The organism is Priestia sp. SIMBA_032 (genome assembly GCF_046535215.1).
In the GTDB taxonomy this organism is placed as follows: Bacteria; Bacillota; Bacilli; order Bacillales; family Bacillaceae_H; genus Priestia; species Priestia aryabhattai.
Window position 1 is genome coordinate 124360 of record NZ_JAWRXD010000002.1, and the last position, 19418, is coordinate 143777.

Consider the following 19418-nt stretch of genomic DNA (forward strand, 5'->3'; position numbering starts at 1 on the left):
GCCTGTTAAAGTAATGTAAAGTGAGTGGTAATAAACTTGAAGAATGAACGTTCAAAAGTATATGTAGAAATTCTAAAACAAATTCGCCAGCTAATGGAAGATGATCGTTTAACTACGGGTGATAAAATCCCGTCAGAACGAGAGCTTTCTGAACGGTTAGGCGCAGGACGTTCTTCCGTTCGAGAAGCGCTCAGAGCGTTAGAGCTAATTGGGTTGATTGAAACTAGAAGAGGTGAAGGTACGTTTATTAAAGAAGTGGGTGATCATCAATTTATTGATTTATTAGCTACTTTTTTAATACAAGACGGTAAAACAAAATCAGACTTAATTCAGACGAGATATATTCTTGAAAAAAGCTGTTTGTTTTCTGTTTTAGCGGAACAGAACGAAATCAATGTTTCGAAAGCAATTCAAAAGCAGAATGACGATTGTTTAAAGAACTTGTTTGACTATTTGTTTTCTTTGCAGCCTAATCGGCTATTGCACCGAATTTGGCTGATTATTTGCCGTTTTTCTCAAACCTTTCAACAAAACTCAGCGCCAAGCGACACTCTTATAAATGAATTAGTAGAGGCGCTAGTTAAAAAGGATAAAGCAACTGTATTAAATCTTCACCATCAGTGCTACAAACAAGTGTGAAAGAAGGAATTTGTCGAAAGAGACATGCCATCTTTCTACACAAAATCGAACCGTCATCTAGTAAAGTAAATAGCAACTAATAAAGTGAAGCGAACAATTCATCCAATTTTTTCTTATCTGTCGCTTGTTTTTGCGTTTGAGACGGGCTTTCATAACTTGTAAAGTAGAAGAAGAGGAAGAAGAAAGGTTCTTATGTTAAAGAAAAGAACCAAAAGGAGGTTACACCTTGTTACGAGATTTATTTACAAAAAACACAAAAACTCCAAAAAAACGAAAATATGCTACGATTCCTTCTGAGCATATGAGACAAGATGTACCTGAAGGGATTATGACCAAGTGTAAAAAGTGTAAGAAAATCATGTATACAAAAGAGTTAAATAAAAACTTAAAAGTATGCTTAAACTGTGGATATCACCATCAAATGACAGCGCCAGAGCGTATTGAAAGCTTGATTGACAGCGGTACGTTTGTTGAATACGACAAAGATATGAAGTCAGAAAATCCTCTTGGGTTCCCGGATTATCTTGAAAAGCTCGAAAAAGATCGTGAGAAAACTAATTTAAGTGAAGCGATTGTTACGGGTGAAGGGGATATTGAAGGGATTAAAGTAGTGGTTGCTGTTATGGATTCACATTTCCGTATGGGAAGCATGGGTTCTGTAGTAGGTGAGAAAATTACTCGCGCCATTGAAAAAGCAAAGGAAATGCATGTCCCATTCCTTATTTTTACAGCTTCAGGTGGTGCACGTATGCAAGAAGGTGTTCTGAGCTTGATGCAAATGGCTAAAACTAGCGCAGCCCTTAAAATGTTCAGTGATGAAGGCGGCTTAATCATTTCGATCATGACACACCCTACTACGGGAGGAGTGTCAGCGAGCTTTGCTTCCCTAGGCGATTATAATTTAGCCGAGCCGGGTGCGTTAATTGGCTTTGCTGGAAGACGTATTATTGAACAAACAATTAGAGAAGAGCTTCCAGAAGATTTTCAGACGTCTGAATTTCTGTTGAAGCATGGTCAATTAGATGGAGTTATTGACCGTCACGATTTAAAAGAAACGTTAACAACTATTTTAGATATACACGTAGCAGGAGGTGACATCGAGTGGTAAGTGAATTAGAGTTTGAACGTCCAATTGTTGAGTTACGCGACAAGATTGCAGAACTGAAAGAGTTTGCTAAAAATACAGAAGTGGATTTATCTAGCGAAATTGATAAGTTGGAAAAGCGCTTAGAAAAAGTAGAGAACGATATTTACAATCATCTAAGCCCGTGGAACCGTGTTCAAATTGCTCGTCATCCTGAGCGTCCTACAACACTCGATTATATTTCTCGCTTGTTTACAAACTTTTTAGAGTGTCATGGAGATCGCTTTTACGGAGATGATGAAGCAATCGTAGGAGGAATTGCCAAGTTTAATGGCGTGCCTGTTACCGTGATTGGACATCAGAGAGGTAAAGACACGAAAGAAAATATTCGCCGTAATTTTGGTATGCCTCATCCTGAAGGCTACCGTAAAGCACTGCGCCTAATGAAGCAAGCGGAGAAATTTAACCGCCCAATTATTTGCTTTATCGATACAAAAGGAGCTTATCCAGGGAAAGCGGCAGAAGAGCGCGGACAAAGCGAAGCTATTGCGAAAAACCTTTTCGAAATGGCTGGCTTAACTGTACCTGTTATTTGTATTGTAATTGGAGAAGGAGGAAGCGGAGGAGCCTTGGCATTAGGTTTAGGAAACCACCTTCATATGCTTGAGAACTCGACGTATTCAGTAATTTCTCCAGAAGGAGCGGCTGCCATTCTTTGGAAAGATTCTTCTCTTGCCAAAAAAGCTGCTGAAACGATGAAGATTACAGCACCAGATTTGAAAGAACTGGGTATCGTAGATGAAATGGTTTCAGAGGTAAAAGGCGGAGCTCACCGAGATATCGATGCACAAGCTGGATACATGGAAAGCATGATCAAGAAATCATTAAAAGAGCTGATGAATTTATCAAAAGAAGAGCTAGTGGAAGAGCGTTATTTAAAATACAAAAAAATCGGACAATTTGCAGCTGAAAACGATGCCATTACTATAAAATAAAGAAACGTGCACTCTTGAAAAATAAGGGTGCGCGTTTTTGTGCGGTTTGTATAGCCCTTCTCTATTGTGTTTACAAGTTCTTCGTGGTATTTTATAGACAGCAAAAACCTTTAAGTAAAAGTAGAAAAAGAGTGTTTTAAAAAAATTTCCTATGGTTATTAGCAGCTGTGCGAGCGTTTGTCTTTTCTCTAAAACGTGAGATATATAAGACAAATCATGCAGCAAGTATTGCTGTATAAATTGCAGGGAATAGTAAAACAAGAAGCAAACGATGAAGAAATTCATCGTTAAAGTGCTGTGTATTTGTTTGCTATTTGATTCAGCGCTACGTAGGTGTTTCATAAGTTACACGCAAAGCAAGATGAACGAGTTAAGGTAACAAAATATTTGTTCACAGCCTGCTTGGGTTAGTAAAGGAAATAGCTGTTTGCTCTATCTAAAGAGTAAATAGTAAATATATAGGAGGAAATTTGAATGCGTAAAACTAAAATTGTATGTACTATTGGACCAGCGAGTGAAAGTGTAGAAAAATTAGTTGAACTAATTAACTCAGGCTTAAACGTTTGTCGCCTAAACTTCTCTCACGGTGACTTTGAAGAGCACGGTGCACGTATTGTTAACATTCGTGAAGCTGCGAAGCAAACAGGTAAAACAGTAGGTATCTTACTTGATACAAAAGGACCTGAAATTCGTACAAATACAATGGAAAATGGTGCGATTGAGTTAGAAGAAGGCTCTGAAATCATTGTTTCTATGACAGAAGTAGTGGGAACAACTGAAAAATTCTCAATTACATATCCAGGTCTAATTGATGACGTACACGTAGGATCAAAAATCCTTTTAGATGACGGTTTAATCGGTCTTGAAGTACTAGACGTCAATAAAACTGATGGTGAAATCAAAACAAAAGTACTTAACCCTGGTACATTAAAAAATAAAAAAGGTGTAAACGTGCCAAACGTAAGTGTAAACCTTCCTGGTATCACTGAAAAAGATGCAAACGATATTGTATTTGGTATCGAACAAGGCATTGATTTTATCGCTGCTTCTTTTGTGCGTCGCGCATCTGATGTATTAGAAATTCGTGAACTACTAGAAAAACACAATGCAGCTCACATTCAAATCATCTCAAAAATCGAAAACCAAGAAGGCGTAGATAACATCAAAGAAATTCTTGAAGTTTCAGACGGCTTAATGGTTGCTCGTGGTGACTTAGGAGTAGAAATTCCTGCTGAAGAAGTACCATTAGTACAAAAAGATCTAATCAAACAATGTAATGCACTTGGCAAGCCAGTTATTACAGCTACACAAATGCTTGATTCAATGCAGCGCAACCCGCGCCCGACTCGTGCGGAAGCAAGTGACGTTGCCAATGCGATCTTTGATGGTACAGACGCAATTATGTTATCCGGTGAAACAGCTGCAGGTTCTTACCCAGTTGAAGCTGTACAAACAATGCATTCAATCGCTTCTCGTGCTGAGCAAGCTCTAAACTACTCTGAGATTTTACAACAGCGCAGCAAGCAAGTTGGCCCATCTATTACAGATGCAATCGGACAATCTGTTGTGCACACAGCGCTTAACTTAAACGCTAGTGCAATCGTAGCGCCAACGGAAAGTGGTTATACAGCAAAAATCGTTTCTAAATATCGTCCGCAATCTCCAATCGTAGCTGTTGCAGCAAACGATTCTGTTGCACGTCGTCTATCTCTAGTATGGGGTGTTACACCAGTTGTTGGTGAGCGCGTAAGTACAATTGACGATATGTTAGATCACGCTGTAAATGACGCAGTAAAAACAGGCGTTGTAGCACACGGTGATTTAGTTGTTATTACTGCTGGTGTTCCAGTTGGAGAATCAGGTGCAACGAACTTAATGAAAGTTCAAGTTGTAGGTGACGTTCTTGCTAAAGGACAAGGAATTGGTCGTAAAGCAGCAGTTGGTAAAGTAGTTATTGCTAAAACTGCTGAAGAAGCAAATGCAAAAATGACTGAAGGTGCTATCCTTGTTACAAACAGCACAGATCGCGATATGATCAGTGCAATTGAAAAAGCAGGGGCTCTTATTACAGAAGAAGGCGGTCTAACAAGCCATGCAGCTGTAGTAGGGTTAAACTTAAGCATTCCTGTCATTGTAGGCGTAGAAAACGCAACAAGCGTATTCTCAGAAGATCAAGATATTACAGTTGATGCTTCACGTGGTGTTGTATACAACGGACACGCAAGCGTACTGTAAGAACACGTAGATGATTGAAAAAAAGAGAAGGGGAAATCCTTCTCTTTTTGTTTAGGCAATTCAATAAGCGAAGAGGTGATGATGGTGAGGAAGTTCCTTCCGCTCCTTCTTATTGTACCTGCTGTTGAGGTAATGATTTTGATTTATTCAAGTCATCTCATTGGTGTAATGTCAACATTTTTACTGATTATTGCTACCAGTTTTATTGGTGCGTTTCTAGCGAAAAAACAAGGAACATCTCTTTTTCAAAAGGCACAGCGTCAGATGAGCCAGGGACATGTTCCGAGCGGTGAAATCCTTGATGGTATGTGTGTACTATTTGGCGGGCTCTTTCTGCTGTTTCCAGGCTTCTTGACAGATGTTGTAGGCTTTATCTTTTTGCTGCCGTTTACACGCAAAATCGTTAAGCCTTTTCTTTTAACGTGGTTAAGAAGATTTTTTCAAGGGCGTAATCGAATGACGATTATTCGTTAACTAGAAAGTGTGTGAAAGAAGCTTCTTTCACACACTTTTTCATTTTCCTATAATAAATTGCCACGTCTCTTTAAAAACTCCCGTTGTATGAAGTGTTTTTAGAATAACAAGAATAACAGGACCAACTATTAATCCGAAAAATCCAATCAGTTGATATCCTACAAATAAAGCAATTAATGTAGCAAGAGGATCAAGACCGATGCTTGATGACAGAATCTTGGGCTCCATAATTTGCCGCTGCACAAGTACTACAGCATATAGTACCGAAAGTCCTACAGCAAATGAAACATTATCTGTTGCAAACGCATAAATCATCCAAGGAACAAAAACCAGTCCTGTTCCGAGGTAAGGAAGAATATCTACTAAGCCGATTAATAAAGCGACTGTAATAGCATAATCAACCTTAAGAACAAGTAAACCAAAAAGAACGATGATTGTGGTAATCGAAATAAGCGTAAGCTGAGCTTTAATAAATCCAAACAGTGCATTTTTAAGCTCCAGAATAACTGTCTGTCCATTTTCTCTTACTTTTTTAGGAATAAACATGCTGCTTTTAGCCATCAGCTTGTACCAATCTTTACTAATAAAAAAAGTAGCTAGCAATGAAAAAATAATCACAGTAGCTGCATTAGGCAATACGGATAAAAGTACTGGGATGCTTTGCAATACATTTTGCAGAAAATCGCCCACCGTTTGAGCGATATGGTTGCCTACCCCTTTAATGTTCGATAAAATAGTTGCTTGCTGACCGGTATTTAAGTTATTAAACATAGAAGTAATACGTTCATAAAACGGAAGTATTTGTTCTGTAGCAATATTTTCAATAAATATGACCACTTCTTTGAAATTTGTGGGAACAACTTTCGCTAAGTACGTACTTCCTGCAATGATTTCTGTGATAAGTAACGTAATAAGTCCGGCCAAAAGAGAGAAGATAAGAACCATTGACAGTAAAACAGCTAAGTAGCGAGGTAAACGCAGCTTCAATTCAAATAGATTAACCATAGGATTTATAAAAAAAGCGATGCAGCAGGCGATAATAAATGGATATATGAGAGAAGAGACATAATAACTAAAAAATATAGATGCTGCAATAATTACCAACACACAAGCTAAGCGAAATAGTCGATGTAAATGAAGCTTGTACACAATAAATAGAGGCCTCCTTGTAAACGATAGTCAACAAAAGAAAAAGCTACTCATAAAATATTTACGTAATACGCTTTAGATTTATCACAATAAAAAAAGAAAGGATGAGTAAAATGTTCTCACAACCCATGCTTTTTTTAGCTGTTTTACTCGTAATTGGATTAGTGGCTAAAAATCAATCATTAATCATTGCAGTTGCATTTTTACTTATTTTAAAATTAATCGGGTTAGACGGTAAGGTTTTTCCGTTTCTACAATCAAAAGGAATTAATATTGGAGTAACGGTTATTACAATTGCCGTTCTTGTGCCAATTGCAACAGGAGACATAGGGTTCAAACAATTAGGAGAAGCCGTGAAATCTTCGTATGCCTGGATTGCTTTAGGAGCCGGAATTGCTGTAGCAATTATTGCCAAATATGGACTTACGCTCTTGGAAGATGATCCGCATATTACGACCGCTTTAGTTTTTGGCACAATTCTTGCTGTGGCGCTGTTTCAAGGGGTAGCAGTAGGTCCGTTAATCGGTGCTGGAATCGCTTATTTATTTATGAAATTAACCGAACTTTTTTCGTAGAAATTTTTGTATAATAATAATTTTTTTAAAATTTCTTCTCTCTTTTGATTCACAAAAGTCAGATAATTGTTTATAATATATTTTGAGGCCGCATCTTTTTACATACAATTGTATGTTTTACCTATAGGGCTGTAACAAAGCAATGACACATGCAGATGTTTTGATTTTGTGTGTTATTGAAACAAATGGAAATGTAAGCATTTTCTTTGCGTGGGGTGAAGGAATGTTCTTCCAAGATATATATTCAAAAGAGGCGCTTCGTATATCACTTAATGTCTAGTTGAGCAGAGGCTCAATTTTGTTTTTCACGTTTTACACAGAAAGGTATGGGGAATTTTTTCTGTAAAGGAGTGGAGATTTATGACAGCAACTCGAGGTCTAGAAGGGGTAGTCGCTACAACGTCAGCAGTAAGTTCAATTATTGATGACACTTTAACATATCAAGGCTACAATATTGATGATTTAGCGAATTATGCAACATTTGAAGAAGTGGTGTATTTACTATGGCACGGAAAATTACCTAACAAAGAAGAATTATCTGTGTTTTCTAGATTACTAGCAGAAAACGCTAAATTACCCCAAGAAGTCTTAGATCATTTCAAAACTTATCCAATTAAAGATGTTCATCCAATGGCAGCTTTAAGAACAGTCGTATCACTATTGGGGTTGTACGATCCTGAAGCTGATCTAATGGATGAAGAAGCAAATTATCGCAAAGCTGTTCGTTTGCAAGCACAATTACCAACGGTGGTAACGGCTTTTTCAAGAGTCCGTAACGGATTAGAGCCAATTGAACCAAACGAAAACTATAGCATTGCCGCTAACTTTTTATATATGTTAACCGGCGAAGAGCCAACTGATATCCAAGTAGAGGCATTTGATAAGGCACTTGTCTTACACGCTGACCATGAGCTAAATGCTTCAACTTTTACAGCTCGTGTCTGTGTGGCAACATTATCCGATATTTATTCAGGAATTACAGCCGCTATTGGAGCGTTAAAGGGTCCTCTTCACGGGGGAGCGAATGAAGCTGTTATGAAAATGTTGTCTGACATTCAAACAGTTGAAAACGCAGAACCTTATATTCGCGAAAAGCTCGCGAAGAAAGAAAAGATTATGGGATTTGGACATCGTGTGTATCAGCAGGGTGATCCTCGTGCCAAGCACTTGAAAGAAATGTCTGAAAAACTTACCAAACAAGCAGGAGATACAACGCTATACGATATGTCAGTGAAAATTGAAGAGATCGTAACAGGCGAGAAAAAGCTTCCGCCAAACGTTGATTTCTATTCAGCTTCTGTATACCACAGCTTAGGGATTGATCACGATCTATTTACTCCGATCTTTGCCGTAAGCCGCGTATCAGGATGGATTGCTCACATTTTAGAGCAGTATTCAAACAATCGTTTGATTCGTCCAAGAGCTGATTATATCGGTCCTGGAAAACAAACGTACATTCCGCTTGAAGAGCGCAGCTAAACAATGTGACGAAGGTGCTCACGTTCGTTGAGCACTTTTCCATAAGTGAAAGTAGACAAATTTTTTAAGGAGGTCATTCTCATGACAAAAGGTGAACAAATTTCTGTAGCAAACGGCGTGTTAAACGTACCAAATAATCCAATTATTCCATTTATCGAAGGTGACGGAATTGGTCCGGATATCTGGGCAGCAGCTTCCCGCGTATTAGAAGCAGCGGTTGCAAAAGCATACAATGGTGAAAAAGAAATCGTTTGGAAAGAAGTATTAGCAGGTGAAAAAGCATTTAATCAAACTGGCGAATGGTTACCGGAAGAAACGTTAGATGCAATTCGCGAATACATAATTGCAATCAAAGGACCATTAACAACACCAGTAGGCGGTGGAATTCGTTCTCTAAACGTGGCATTGCGTCAAGAATTAGACTTATTCACATGCTTACGTCCTGTTCGCTACTTTGACGGCGTACCTTCTCCAATTAAGCGCCCAGAAGATACAGATATGGTTATCTTCCGTGAAAATACTGAAGATATTTATGCTGGTATTGAATATGCAAAGGGTTCTGAAGAAGTACAAAAACTTGTTTCATTCCTACAAACGGAATTAGGCGTAAATAAAATCCGTTTCCCTGAAACTTCTGGATTAGGTATTAAGCCTATTTCTTCTGAAGGAACAGAGCGTCTTGTGCGTGCAGCAATCAACTATGCAATTGAACAGGGCCGCAAGTCTGTTACGCTTGTACACAAAGGTAACATTATGAAATATACAGAAGGCGCATTTAAAAATTGGGGCTATGAGCTAGCTGAAAAAGAATTCGGCGATAAAGTATTTACCTGGGCTCAATATGACCGCATCGTTGAAAAAGAAGGTGCACAAGCTGCAAACAAAGCTCAATCAGAAGCGGAAGCAGCAGGGAAAATTATTGTAAAAGATTCAATTGCAGATATCTTCTTACAACAAATTTTAACTCGTCCACGTGAATTTGATGTAGTAGCAACAATGAATTTAAATGGAGATTACATTTCAGATGCATTAGCAGCACAAGTTGGCGGTATCGGAATTGCTCCAGGAGCAAACATCAACTATGAAACTGGACATGCTATCTTTGAAGCCACTCACGGTACAGCACCTAAATATGCTGGTTTAGATAAAGTAAACCCATCTTCTGTATTATTATCAGGTGTGTTAATGCTTGAACACCTTGGCTGGAATGAAGCAGCGGATTTAATCATGAAATCAATGGAAAAAACAATTGCTTCAAAAGTAGTAACATATGATTTCGCACGTTTAATGGACGGCGCAACAGAAGTGAAGTGTTCAGAGTTTGCTGATGAATTAATTAGCAATCTAGGAAAACAAGTAACAGTTTAATAGCTATTCATTTAGGGGAGGAATTATAATGGCAAATATGCGTAAAAAAGTATCTGTTATCGGAGCGGGCTTTACGGGAGCTACAACTGCTTTTTTAATTGGTCAAAAAGAATTAGCTGATGTTGTATTAGTTGATATTCCGCAATTAGAAAATCCAGCTAAAGGTAAAGCGCTGGATATGTTAGAAGCAAGTCCTGTACAAGGCTTTGACGCTAACATTACAGGAACAGCCAACTACGAAGACACAGCTGATTCTGACATTGTCATTATTACAGCTGGTATCGCGCGTAAACCAGGTATGAGTCGCGATGATTTAGTCACAACAAACCAAAAAATTATGAAGTCTGTTACTCAAGAAGTTGTTAAATACTCGCCAAACTGTCACATTATCGTGTTAACAAACCCGGTAGATGCTATGACGTACACAGTATTTAAAGAATCTGGTTTTCCTAAAAACCGTGTAATCGGTCAATCAGGCGTGTTAGATTCTGCACGTTTCCGTACGTTCGTAGCGCAGGAGTTAAACATTTCAGTGAAAGATATCACAGGCTTTGTACTTGGTGGACATGGCGACGATATGGTACCTCTTGTACGCTACTCATATGCTGGCGGTATTCCTCTTGAAACGCTTATTCCAAAAGCGCGTCTTGAAGCAATTGTTGAAAGAACACGCAAAGGCGGCGGCGAGATCGTAAACTTATTAGGGAACGGAAGCGCGTACTACGCTCCTGCTGCTTCTTTAGTAGAAATGACAGAAGCGATCTTAAAAGATCAGCGTCGTATTTTACCAGCGATTGCTTACCTAGAAGGTGAATATGGTTATAACGGCATCTACTTAGGTGTTCCGACCGTATTAGGAGCTGCAGGAATTGAGCAAGTAATTGAATTAGAACTTACTGATTCTGAAAAAGCTGCGTTAGATCAATCAGCAAAATCAGTCAAAACTGTCATGGGTGTATTAGCTTAATACAATAAAGTAGGTTTGAGTATAGGTTTTTATCAATATTCAAACAATAGTCACAAGGAAAATTCGAGGGAAACCTCGAATTTTTCTTGTATATAAAGAAAAACTATTACTTTATACAAAAGGTGGAATGATGATGGTATTAGGTAAAAAACAAAAAATAGGTCGAAGTATTGAAGATATAAAAGTTGGAGAAAAATTAACGCTAACTGAACGAATTGAAGATAAAGATATCTTATTGTACTTAGGGCTAACAAATGATTCTAACCCTTTATACATTCAGCATGATTACGCATCTCAGACACCTTTTAAGAAACCTATTGTGCCAAGCATTATGATTACCGGTATTATGACAGCAGCCATTTCAAAGTACTTGCCCGGACCTGGAAGCCATGTTGCAGAACACACGGTTGCCTTCCCCAAAAAAATTCACCATTATAGTACGATTGAATTTTTATTTGAAGTCACAGAGGTAGATGTTTCTTCTAAAACTGTTACGATTGAAGTGGAAGCGTTCAATGAGCAAAAAGAGAAAGTAGTAACGGCCCGGTTTCTTGTGTATCCGCCGTTTAGACTTCCATCAGTAGAGACGCATGACTTTGAAAATTTTTAAAACGCCTTAAATATTTATAAATATCGAAGAAATCCTTTGGCTATATTTTCTGAAAATGTTGAAATGTATTGGAGAACGAGGCTAAAACATTGTATGATAAGAGAAGATAAATAGAAAATAATATCATTTGGATGAAGCTGCGGTTTAATTTAACTAGATGGAGGCTTATATCGTTAATATGAGTAAGAAATTATTAGTCGTAGATGATGAACAATCAATTTCAACATTATTACAATATAATTTACAACAAGCTGGCTTTACAGTAGAAACAGCTGAAGACGGGGAAGAAGGATACAACAAGGCACTAGAAGGAAAACCTGATTTAATTGTGTTAGACTTGATGCTTCCTAAGATGGATGGAATTGAAGTTTGTAAAAAGCTTCGTCAGCAAAAAGTGATGACGCCTATTTTAATGTTAACTGCAAAAGACGATGAGTTTGACAAGGTATTAGGGCTAGAGCTTGGCGCAGATGACTACATGACGAAACCATTTAGCCCTCGAGAAGTAGTAGCGCGTGTAAAAGCCATTTTACGCAGAACACAAATTATTGCTCAGGAAAATGAACAAGAGGAAGATGGCGAGCGCATCATGATCGGTGATTTAAAAATTCTTCCAGATCATTATGAGGCCTACTTTAATCAAGAGCAGCTTGAGCTTACTCCAAAAGAATTTGAGTTATTATTATATTTGGCAAAATACAAAGGGCGGGTATTAACTCGTGATCAGCTGCTAAGTGCAGTGTGGAATTATGATTTTGCTGGAGATACACGAATTGTAGATGTGCACATCAGCCATTTGCGTGAGAAAATTGAACACAATACGCGAAAACCTGTTTATATAAAAACGATTAGAGGATTAGGATATAAGCTGGAGGAACCAAAGGTAGATGAATAAATTTCGTTCAAGGCTACTTTTGGCTCTATTAGTACTTATCATTATTGTATTAGTAGGTCTTGGCCTGCTGCTGGGGCAGTTGTTTAAAAACTTTTATTTTCAGACGTTTCAAGAGCGAATGGAAAAAGAAGCAAAGCTTGTGGAAATGTACATTAGCGAAGAAGGCATCACAAGTCCTGCTTTAAAATCTAAAGTTGATCAAATCAGTCATTCGCTAAGTGTACGAACGACTGTCGTTCAAAAAGATGGAAAAATATTAGTTGACTCAAATCCAGGTAGCAAGCAGCAAAGAATCGAAAAAAGTATTGTAATCCAACAAGTATTGAAAAAGCAGTTAAACAGCAAAAAAAGCTTTGATCAAATTAAAGAAGATTACGACTTATATTACTATGGTATCCCGCTTATTATAGAAGGTAAGCAAGAGGGATTTGTTGTTCTCAGTACATCGTTTGATTCATTAAAACAAGTAAATCAGCAAATCTGGGGCCTTCTCATTGGAAGCTTAGGTCTAGCTTTGATTGTGATTTTACTCTTAGGTGTAAAGATTATGGGGCGCTATACCCGTCCTATTGAATCGGCAACCAAGGTGGCTATGGAACTTGCAAAAGGGAATTATAAAGCTCGTACATATGAAGATTATGTAGACGAAACAGGGATGCTGAGTCAGTCTATTAACGCACTTGCTCGTAATCTGCAAGAGTCTATCACTAATCAAGAAATGCAGCAGGACAGGCTGCGCACGCTAATTGAAAATATGGGAAGCGGTATGCTTCTTATCGATAGTCGAGGCTATATAAACTTAGTGAATCGAGCTTATAAAGAGCAGTTTCATATACATCCGGACGACTTCCTTTATCACTTGTATTATGAGGTATTTGAGCACAAAGAAATCATTAAACTTGTGGAAAAAATATTTATGACCGAAGTAAAGGTCCGAAAACAAGTGGTTCTGCCTTTGAATATTGAACGAAGATATTTTGATGTTTACGGAGCGCCGATTATTGGCTTAAACGATGAATGGAAAGGCATTGTGCTTGTTTTCCATGACATTACTGAGCTGAAAAAACTAGAACAAGTTCGCCGTGACTTTGTAGCGAATGTGTCTCATGAACTAAAAACTCCTATTACGTCTATAAAAGGATTTAGTGAGACATTACTAGACGGTGCCATGGAAGATCCCCAGCTGCGACAGCAGTTTCTATCTATTATTTTAACGGAAAGTCAGCGCATGGAGAGCTTGATTCAAGATCTTTTGGATTTATCTAAAGTTGAACAGCAAGGTTTTAAACTAAGCATTCATTCAGTAGATTTGAATACCCTTCTCTATGAGGTCATAACAGTGCTATCAAACCGAGCGAATGAAAAAGAAATCGCGCTAACGTTAGATACGCTTCCTGAAGAAGCGTGGATTGATGGTGACAGTCAGCGCCTTATGCAAGTGTTCGTTAACTTAATTGGCAATGCGCTCATGTATACACTGCCTGGAGGAACCGTTCACGTTTCGCTTGAAGAGGAAGAAGAAACGATTACGGTTCATGTTCAAGATACAGGTATCGGTATTGATTCTGATGAAATTTCACGTATTTTTGAGCGCTTTTACCGAGTAGATAAAGCAAGAAGCCGTAATTCCGGAGGAACAGGTCTTGGATTAGCAATTGTTAAACATCTTGTTGAAGCTCATAAAGGGGAAATTGAAGTGAAAAGTGAAGTCAATAAAGGGACAACTTTTTCGGTGAAGCTGCACAAGTATTTGCCGCAGATGTAAAATGTTTACGTTCCTTTTACAATTTATTTAATGTAGCTTAATAATTAATTGATACAATTTTTCATGGAAACCCCTTCATCCAAGGAGCCAATGTGTAAGGCGAAAATAGCTTTAACCGTGCTATTTTCGCCGATTCTTTTTGACAATTTCTATCCATTCACTTGTTACACCGCCTAAAATAACTAGGCGGTGTTTTTATTTTATGATGTACAAATCTTATGGCCGCATGAAAATAAAACGTTGAATTCAAGAGTACTTTTTGTCCTTAAGCTTATTGTTTGCTAAAATAAAGGTAAGATAAGAAGAGAGCGAAATGGAGGAACATGAATGACACAAAAACTAGTATTAATTGACGGGAATAGTATTGCCTACCGTGCATTTTTTGCTTTGCCGCTTTTAAACAATGATAAAGGAATACATACAAATGCCATATACGGCTTTACTACAATGCTGACACGTATTTTAGAAGAAGAGAAGCCGACGCATTTACTCGTGGCTTTTGATGCAGGGAAAACAACGTTTCGTCACAAAACATTTACAGAATACAAAGGAGGCAGACAAAAGACGCCTCCTGAACTTTCAGAGCAGTTTCCCTTTATTCGTGAGTTGTTAGATGCATATGGGATTAAGCGCTATGAACTGCCTGATTATGAAGCAGATGATATTATCGGTACACTTTCAAAACAAGCTGAACAAAAAGGAATGGCCGTAAAAGTCATTTCCGGGGATAAAGATTTACTTCAGCTTGTGTCAGAGCATGTAACCGTAGATATTACGAGAAAAGGGATTACAGATGTCGATTCATATACGCCAGCAGCCATTGATGAAAAGTATGGTATTACGGCTGCACAAATCATTGATATGAAAGGCCTTATGGGAGACAGCTCGGATAATATCCCAGGCGTGCCCGGAGTCGGGGAAAAAACAGCCTTAAAGCTATTAAAAGAGTTTGAAACGGTTGAAAACGTATTGCAATCTATCGATCAAGTCAGCGGTAAAAAATTAAAAGAAAAGCTAGAAAATAATCGTGAATCCGCCATCATGAGTAAAAAGCTTGCAACTATTTATTGCCAAGCGCCTCTTGAAGTATCTGTAGAAGATGCAAAATATGACGGGTTTGAATCTTCAAAGGTCATCTCTTTATTTAAAGAGCTTGGGTTTAATTCTCTGCTTGCTAAATTCGGTGAAACAGCAGAAGAGGAAGCAGATTTTGAAGAACTGACGTTTGAGATAGCGGAAGAAATTCACGATGATATGTTAACAAGCGAAGCAGCTCTAATCGTAGAAGGGTATGAAGAAAACTACCATCACAACCAGCTGCTTGGTTTTGGAATCAGCAACAAAAACGGCCACTATTTTATTGATAAAGACACAGCTCTTTCATCTTCTAAGTTTACAGCATGGCTAGAAGATGAAGATGTAAAAAAGACGGTTTTTAATGGAAAACGTACGATTGTATCGTTAAAATGGACGGGGCATGAGATTAAAGGAATTGAACATGATGTCATGATTGCTTCTTACATTTTAAATCCCGCTGAGGCAAATGATGATCTGGCGACAATTGCAAAATTAAAAGGATATCATCAAGTGCAATCAGATGAAGCTGTGTATGGAAAAGGAGCTAAGCGAAGCATTGCGGAAGCTGATCAGCTAGCTGAGCATGTTATAAGAAAAGCAGCCGCCGTAGCGTATTTAAAAGAAGTGTTAGAAAAAGAATTGGTTGAAAATGAACAGTTTGAGCTGTTTGAAAAGCTTGAAATGCCTCTTGCCATTGTTCTTGCTGATATGGAATATCAAGGAGTGAAAATTGACCGGGCGCGTTTGGATGAAATGGGCGAAGATCTTCGAGAACAGCTTGAAAAAATTGAAGCGAAAATCTACGAATACGCGGGGCAAGAATTTAATATTAATTCACCAAAGCAGCTAGGAGTTGTTCTTTTTGAAAAAATGCAGCTTCCAGTCATAAAGAAAACAAAAACAGGTTATTCCACATCAGCCGATGTATTAGAGCAATTAGCTAGCTCCCATGATATTATCCCAGAGATTTTACAATACCGTCAGCTAGGAAAATTACAGTCTACGTATATTGAAGGATTAAAAAAGGTTATTCATGAAAGCGATGGGAAAGTTCATACCCGCTTTAATCAAACGTTAACTCAAACGGGAAGATTAAGCTCAGTAGATCCTAACTTGCAAAACATCCCGATTCGTCTTGAAGAAGGTAAAAAAATAAGAGGTGCGTTCGTGCCTTCACAGCCTGATTGGTTAATATTTGCTGCAGATTATTCACAAATTGAGCTGCGAGTACTGGCTCATATTGCAGATGATGAAAAGCTAATTGATGCGTTTAAGCATGACTTAGATATTCATACGAAAACAGCGATGGATGTGTTCCACGTCGAAAGAGAAGAAGTAACGTCGAATATGCGCCGTCAGGCTAAAGCAGTTAATTTTGGAATCGTCTACGGCATCAGTGATTACGGTTTATCGCAAAGTTTAGGAATTGCAAGAAAAGCAGCGGCTACTTTTATTGAACGCTATTTAAAAAGCTTCCCGGGTGTACAGGAGTATATGGATTCGATTGTGCGCGATGCAAAAGAAAAGGGATATGTAACAACGCTCTTGCACCGCCGACGTTACTTGCCTGAAATCACGAGCCGAAACTTTAATCTCCGCAGCTTTGCTGAGCGTACAGCTATGAATACGCCTATTCAAGGGACAGCAGCTGATATTATTAAAAAAGCAATGATTGAAATGGATAAGCGCTTAAAAGATGAAAATCTTCAGGCTAAGCTACTGCTTCAAGTACACGATGAGCTGATTTTTGAAGCTCCAGAAGAAGAAATTAAAATTTTAGAGAAAATCGTACCAGAAGTAATGGAGCACGCTTTAGAGCTAGAAGTTCCGTTGAAAGTAGATTATTCTTACGGAAAGACTTGGTACGAAGCAAAGTAGTAGAAAAAGGATGTGACAAACGTGCCAGAATTACCAGAAGTTGAAACCGTCAGACGTACGTTGATTGAATTAGCCAGTGGTAAGACCATTGAGCGTGTAACCGTTAAATGGCCTAATATTATCAAACGTCCTGAGCAAGTTGAGCAGTTTTGTGACGCGCTTGTTGGACAAACCATTCGAGATGTTAAACGCAGAGGTAAGTTTTTGAAAATTGTACTCGATGATTATACGATGGTTTCTCATCTGCGTATGGAAGGGAAATATGCTCTCCATGAAAATGCAGAAGAACCAGATAAGCATGTACACGTCTTTTTTTACTTCACCGATGGAACAGAATTGCGATACCGGGATGTAAGGAAATTTGGTACCATGCACTTATTTAAAAAGGGAGAGGAAGACCTGTTTCCTCCTCTTATTGGCCTTGGACCTGAACCGTTTGACGAAACATTTAATCCAAGTCAATTAAAAATGCGAATCGGCAAAACCTCTCGAAAAATCAAGCCGGTTTTACTCGATCAAAATGTTGTGGTTGGGCTCGGGAATATTTATGTAGATGAAGCACTATTTCGCGCAGGGATTCACCCTGAACGAGTAGCCAGCCAATTAACAGACGAAGAGTATGAAAAATTGTACAAAGAAATTGTAGCGACTCTTCAAGAAGCGGTGAAACAAGGGGGCAGCACAATTCGCACGTATGTAAACACACAGGGGCAAATAGGCATGTTTCAGCAGCAGCTGTACGTGTACGGAAGAAAAGGCGAATCCTGTAAAATTTGCGGTACCCCAATTGAAAAATTTGTTGTAGGCGGTAGAGGAACACACATCTGCCCAAATTGTCAGCCGGATAAAAAATAACAATGGATGGGCTCCTTTCATATACTACGTATAGACAGAAAGGAAAGGAGTCCTCTCATCATGATAACATTTTCTTTACTTATTCTTGCTTTTGCCGTAAGTCTTGACAGCTTTAGCGTTGGCCTGACATACGGACTTCGAAAGGTGAAAATCCCACTGAAATCCATTTTTATTATTTCATGTTGCTCAGCATTTTCTTTAATGTTTTCTATGTTTTTAGGAAAGGTACTTACGCATCTATTTTCAGTGGATGTACTAAATAAAGTAGGCGGAGGTATTCTTGTTCTACTTGGAATGTGGATTTTATACCAGTTTTTTTGTCCGGCAGATTCATCTCGAGTGAAAGAAGAAAAAACATTAGTTAAAATTGAAATCAAGTCGATTGGCTTAGTCATTAACGTATTGAAAAAACCGACGGCAGCAGATTTAGATAATTCAGGTTCCATCACTGGGATTGAAGCATTTATACTTGGAATTGCATTATCTCTTGATGCATTTGGAGCAGGATTTGGAGCAGCTTTATTAGGATATTCGCCGTATGCTTTAGCAATTGCTGTAGCTCTTATGAGTTCACTTTTTTTAAGTGCTGGCATACAGTTTGGCAAAGTTTTTTCACGTTTATCATGGATGAAAATGTTCTCCTTTTTACCGGGAGTTCTGCTTATTATTTTAGGTATTTTTAGATTTTAAATAAAGCGATAAAGGAGAGGCCAATGTCAATTGTAATTGGATTAACGGGCGGAATTGCTAGTGGAAAAAGCACGGTAACCGGAATGCTGAGAGAGATTAATATTCCAGTAATCGATGCTGACCACATTGCAAAAGAAGTCGCCGAACCAGGAAAAGAAGCATACAACCAAATTGTAGAGACGTTCGGCCGTGCCATTCTTCACGAAAATGCGGAGATCAATCGAGCGGCTTTAGGGGAAATTGTGTTTTATCAAGAAGAAGAACGTAAAAAGTTGAATGCAATTGTACACCCTGCGGTAAGAAAAGAAATGCTTTCTCAAAAGGAAAGGTATATCGAGGAAGGATACGATGCTGTGGTATTAGATATTCCGCTGCTGTTTGAAAGTGATTTAACACACTTAGTGGATAAAGTAGTGGTTGTATATGTCGATGAGCCTGTGCAGCTAGAAAGGTTAAAGTCTCGTAATGATCTCTCGACGGAGGATGCCTATGCACGTATCCGCGCACAGCTGCCTCTAATTCAAAAAGTAGCCTTAGCCGATGCGGTGATCAATAACAACGGACCTGTAGAGGAAACAAAACAACAGCTTTTAAGTATATTGGCCCTGTGGCTAGATTAAAGAGGCTGGGACAAAAGTATGTTAGCTGAAGGAAAATCCGAACGAGCTTGATTCTTGAGGGAG

The 19418-nt window shown here is 38.4% G+C and carries 17 protein-coding genes; 16 read left to right on the forward strand and 1 reads right to left on the reverse strand.

Annotation, left to right across the window (positions count from 1 at the left end; translation table 11 throughout):
• The first annotated feature begins 36 nt into the window (after nucleotides 1-36).
• From SB717_RS06570 to SB717_RS06590, 5 genes are all read left to right on the forward strand, one after another.
• Nucleotides 37-639, forward strand: coding sequence for a FadR/GntR family transcriptional regulator (locus tag SB717_RS06570; RefSeq protein ID WP_074677775.1), 603 nt, complete (start codon nucleotides 37-39; stop codon nucleotides 637-639).
• A 226-nt stretch (nucleotides 640-865) separates the two neighbouring features.
• Nucleotides 866-1747, forward strand: coding sequence for an acetyl-CoA carboxylase, carboxyltransferase subunit beta (gene accD / locus SB717_RS06575; RefSeq protein WP_074677773.1), 882 nt, complete (start codon nucleotides 866-868; stop codon nucleotides 1745-1747).
• On the forward strand, nucleotides 1741-2718 hold the full coding sequence (gene accA / locus SB717_RS06580) for an acetyl-CoA carboxylase carboxyl transferase subunit alpha (RefSeq protein WP_074677771.1): 978 nt from the start codon (nucleotides 1741-1743) through the stop codon (nucleotides 2716-2718). Before accD ends, accA begins: the two co-directional genes overlap by 7 nt.
• A gap of 474 nt (nucleotides 2719-3192) precedes the next feature.
• Nucleotides 3193-4953 carry a pyruvate kinase gene (gene pyk, locus SB717_RS06585; protein ID WP_071270338.1) on the forward strand — a complete coding sequence of 587 codons (1761 nt, stop codon included), beginning with the start codon at nucleotides 3193-3195 and terminating at the stop codon, nucleotides 4951-4953.
• An 81-nt stretch (nucleotides 4954-5034) separates the two neighbouring features.
• Nucleotides 5035-5427: an FxsA family protein gene (locus SB717_RS06590; protein ID WP_176547927.1), complete on the forward strand. Its 393-nt coding sequence runs from the start codon at nucleotides 5035-5037 to the stop codon at nucleotides 5425-5427.
• Between the two features lie 39 nt (nucleotides 5428-5466).
• Here the strand turns inward: SB717_RS06590 and ytvI are convergent, their stop codons facing one another.
• Entirely contained in the window at nucleotides 5467-6576 is a 1110-nt protein-coding gene (ytvI, locus tag SB717_RS06595) for a sporulation integral membrane protein YtvI (RefSeq protein ID WP_074677767.1), read from the reverse strand.
• A gap of 113 nt (nucleotides 6577-6689) precedes the next feature.
• Between ytvI and SB717_RS06600 the strand changes: the two genes are divergently transcribed.
• The 11 genes from SB717_RS06600 (at nucleotide 6690) to coaE (ending at nucleotide 19355) form a co-directional block, all read left to right on the forward strand.
• Nucleotides 6690-7151, forward strand: a complete 462-nt coding sequence (locus SB717_RS06600) for a DUF441 domain-containing protein (RefSeq protein ID WP_013059446.1) — start codon at nucleotides 6690-6692, stop codon at nucleotides 7149-7151.
• 360 nt (nucleotides 7152-7511) lie between these two features.
• Nucleotides 7512-8630 carry a citrate synthase gene (gene citZ / locus SB717_RS06605; RefSeq protein ID WP_016765709.1) on the forward strand — a complete coding sequence of 373 codons (1119 nt, stop codon included), beginning with the start codon at nucleotides 7512-7514 and terminating at the stop codon, nucleotides 8628-8630.
• 75 nt (nucleotides 8631-8705) lie between these two features.
• Nucleotides 8706-9998, forward strand: a complete 1293-nt coding sequence (icd, locus tag SB717_RS06610) for an NADP-dependent isocitrate dehydrogenase (protein WP_308201686.1) — start codon at nucleotides 8706-8708, stop codon at nucleotides 9996-9998.
• A gap of 28 nt (nucleotides 9999-10026) precedes the next feature.
• Nucleotides 10027-10965: a malate dehydrogenase gene (gene mdh, locus SB717_RS06615; protein WP_013059443.1), complete on the forward strand. Its 939-nt coding sequence runs from the start codon at nucleotides 10027-10029 to the stop codon at nucleotides 10963-10965.
• Between the two features lie 133 nt (nucleotides 10966-11098).
• On the forward strand, nucleotides 11099-11575 hold the full coding sequence (locus SB717_RS06620; RefSeq protein WP_060745478.1) for a MaoC family dehydratase: 477 nt from the start codon (nucleotides 11099-11101) through the stop codon (nucleotides 11573-11575).
• A gap of 178 nt (nucleotides 11576-11753) precedes the next feature.
• Nucleotides 11754-12470 carry a response regulator transcription factor gene (locus SB717_RS06625; RefSeq protein ID WP_013085192.1) on the forward strand — a complete coding sequence of 239 codons (717 nt, stop codon included), beginning with the start codon at nucleotides 11754-11756 and terminating at the stop codon, nucleotides 12468-12470.
• Nucleotides 12463-14235, forward strand: coding sequence for a two-component system histidine kinase PnpS (gene pnpS / locus SB717_RS06630; protein ID WP_074677763.1), 1773 nt, complete (start codon nucleotides 12463-12465; stop codon nucleotides 14233-14235). Before SB717_RS06625 ends, pnpS begins: the two co-directional genes overlap by 8 nt.
• Nucleotides 14236-14562: 327 nt before the next feature.
• Complete coding sequence (polA, locus tag SB717_RS06635) at nucleotides 14563-17190, forward strand: DNA polymerase I (RefSeq protein ID WP_410903485.1); 2628 nt, start codon at nucleotides 14563-14565, stop codon at nucleotides 17188-17190.
• Between the two features lie 21 nt (nucleotides 17191-17211).
• Nucleotides 17212-18045, forward strand: a complete 834-nt coding sequence (gene mutM, locus SB717_RS06640) for a DNA-formamidopyrimidine glycosylase (protein ID WP_410903486.1) — start codon at nucleotides 17212-17214, stop codon at nucleotides 18043-18045.
• A gap of 60 nt (nucleotides 18046-18105) precedes the next feature.
• Nucleotides 18106-18735 carry a sporulation membrane protein YtaF gene (gene ytaF, locus SB717_RS06645; RefSeq protein ID WP_033579623.1) on the forward strand — a complete coding sequence of 210 codons (630 nt, stop codon included), beginning with the start codon at nucleotides 18106-18108 and terminating at the stop codon, nucleotides 18733-18735.
• Nucleotides 18736-18758: 23 nt separating this feature from the next.
• Nucleotides 18759-19355 (forward strand): dephospho-CoA kinase, encoded by a 597-nt coding sequence (gene coaE / locus SB717_RS06650; RefSeq protein WP_410903487.1) that lies wholly within the window; start codon nucleotides 18759-18761, stop codon nucleotides 19353-19355.
• The last annotated feature ends 63 nt before the right edge of the window (nucleotides 19356-19418 follow it).

Coding starts and splice junctions, on each gene's coding strand:
- pyk (WP_071270338.1), top strand. CDS start 3,193: ATGCGTAAAACTAAAATTGTATGTACTATTGGACCAGCGAGTGAAAGT.
- SB717_RS06590 (WP_176547927.1), top strand. CDS start 5,035: ATGGTGAGGAAGTTCCTTCCGCTCCTTCTTATTGTACCTGCTGTTGAG.
- SB717_RS06600 (WP_013059446.1), top strand. CDS start 6,690: ATGTTCTCACAACCCATGCTTTTTTTAGCTGTTTTACTCGTAATTGGA.
- citZ (WP_016765709.1), top strand. CDS start 7,512: ATGACAGCAACTCGAGGTCTAGAAGGGGTAGTCGCTACAACGTCAGCA.
- mdh (WP_013059443.1), top strand. CDS start 10,027: ATGGCAAATATGCGTAAAAAAGTATCTGTTATCGGAGCGGGCTTTACG.
- SB717_RS06620 (WP_060745478.1), top strand. CDS start 11,099: ATGGTATTAGGTAAAAAACAAAAAATAGGTCGAAGTATTGAAGATATA.
- SB717_RS06625 (WP_013085192.1), top strand. CDS start 11,754: ATGAGTAAGAAATTATTAGTCGTAGATGATGAACAATCAATTTCAACA.
- pnpS (WP_074677763.1), top strand. CDS start 12,463: ATGAATAAATTTCGTTCAAGGCTACTTTTGGCTCTATTAGTACTTATC.
- polA (WP_410903485.1), top strand. CDS start 14,563: ATGACACAAAAACTAGTATTAATTGACGGGAATAGTATTGCCTACCGT.
- ytaF (WP_033579623.1), top strand. CDS start 18,106: ATGATAACATTTTCTTTACTTATTCTTGCTTTTGCCGTAAGTCTTGAC.
- coaE (WP_410903487.1), top strand. CDS start 18,759: ATGTCAATTGTAATTGGATTAACGGGCGGAATTGCTAGTGGAAAAAGC.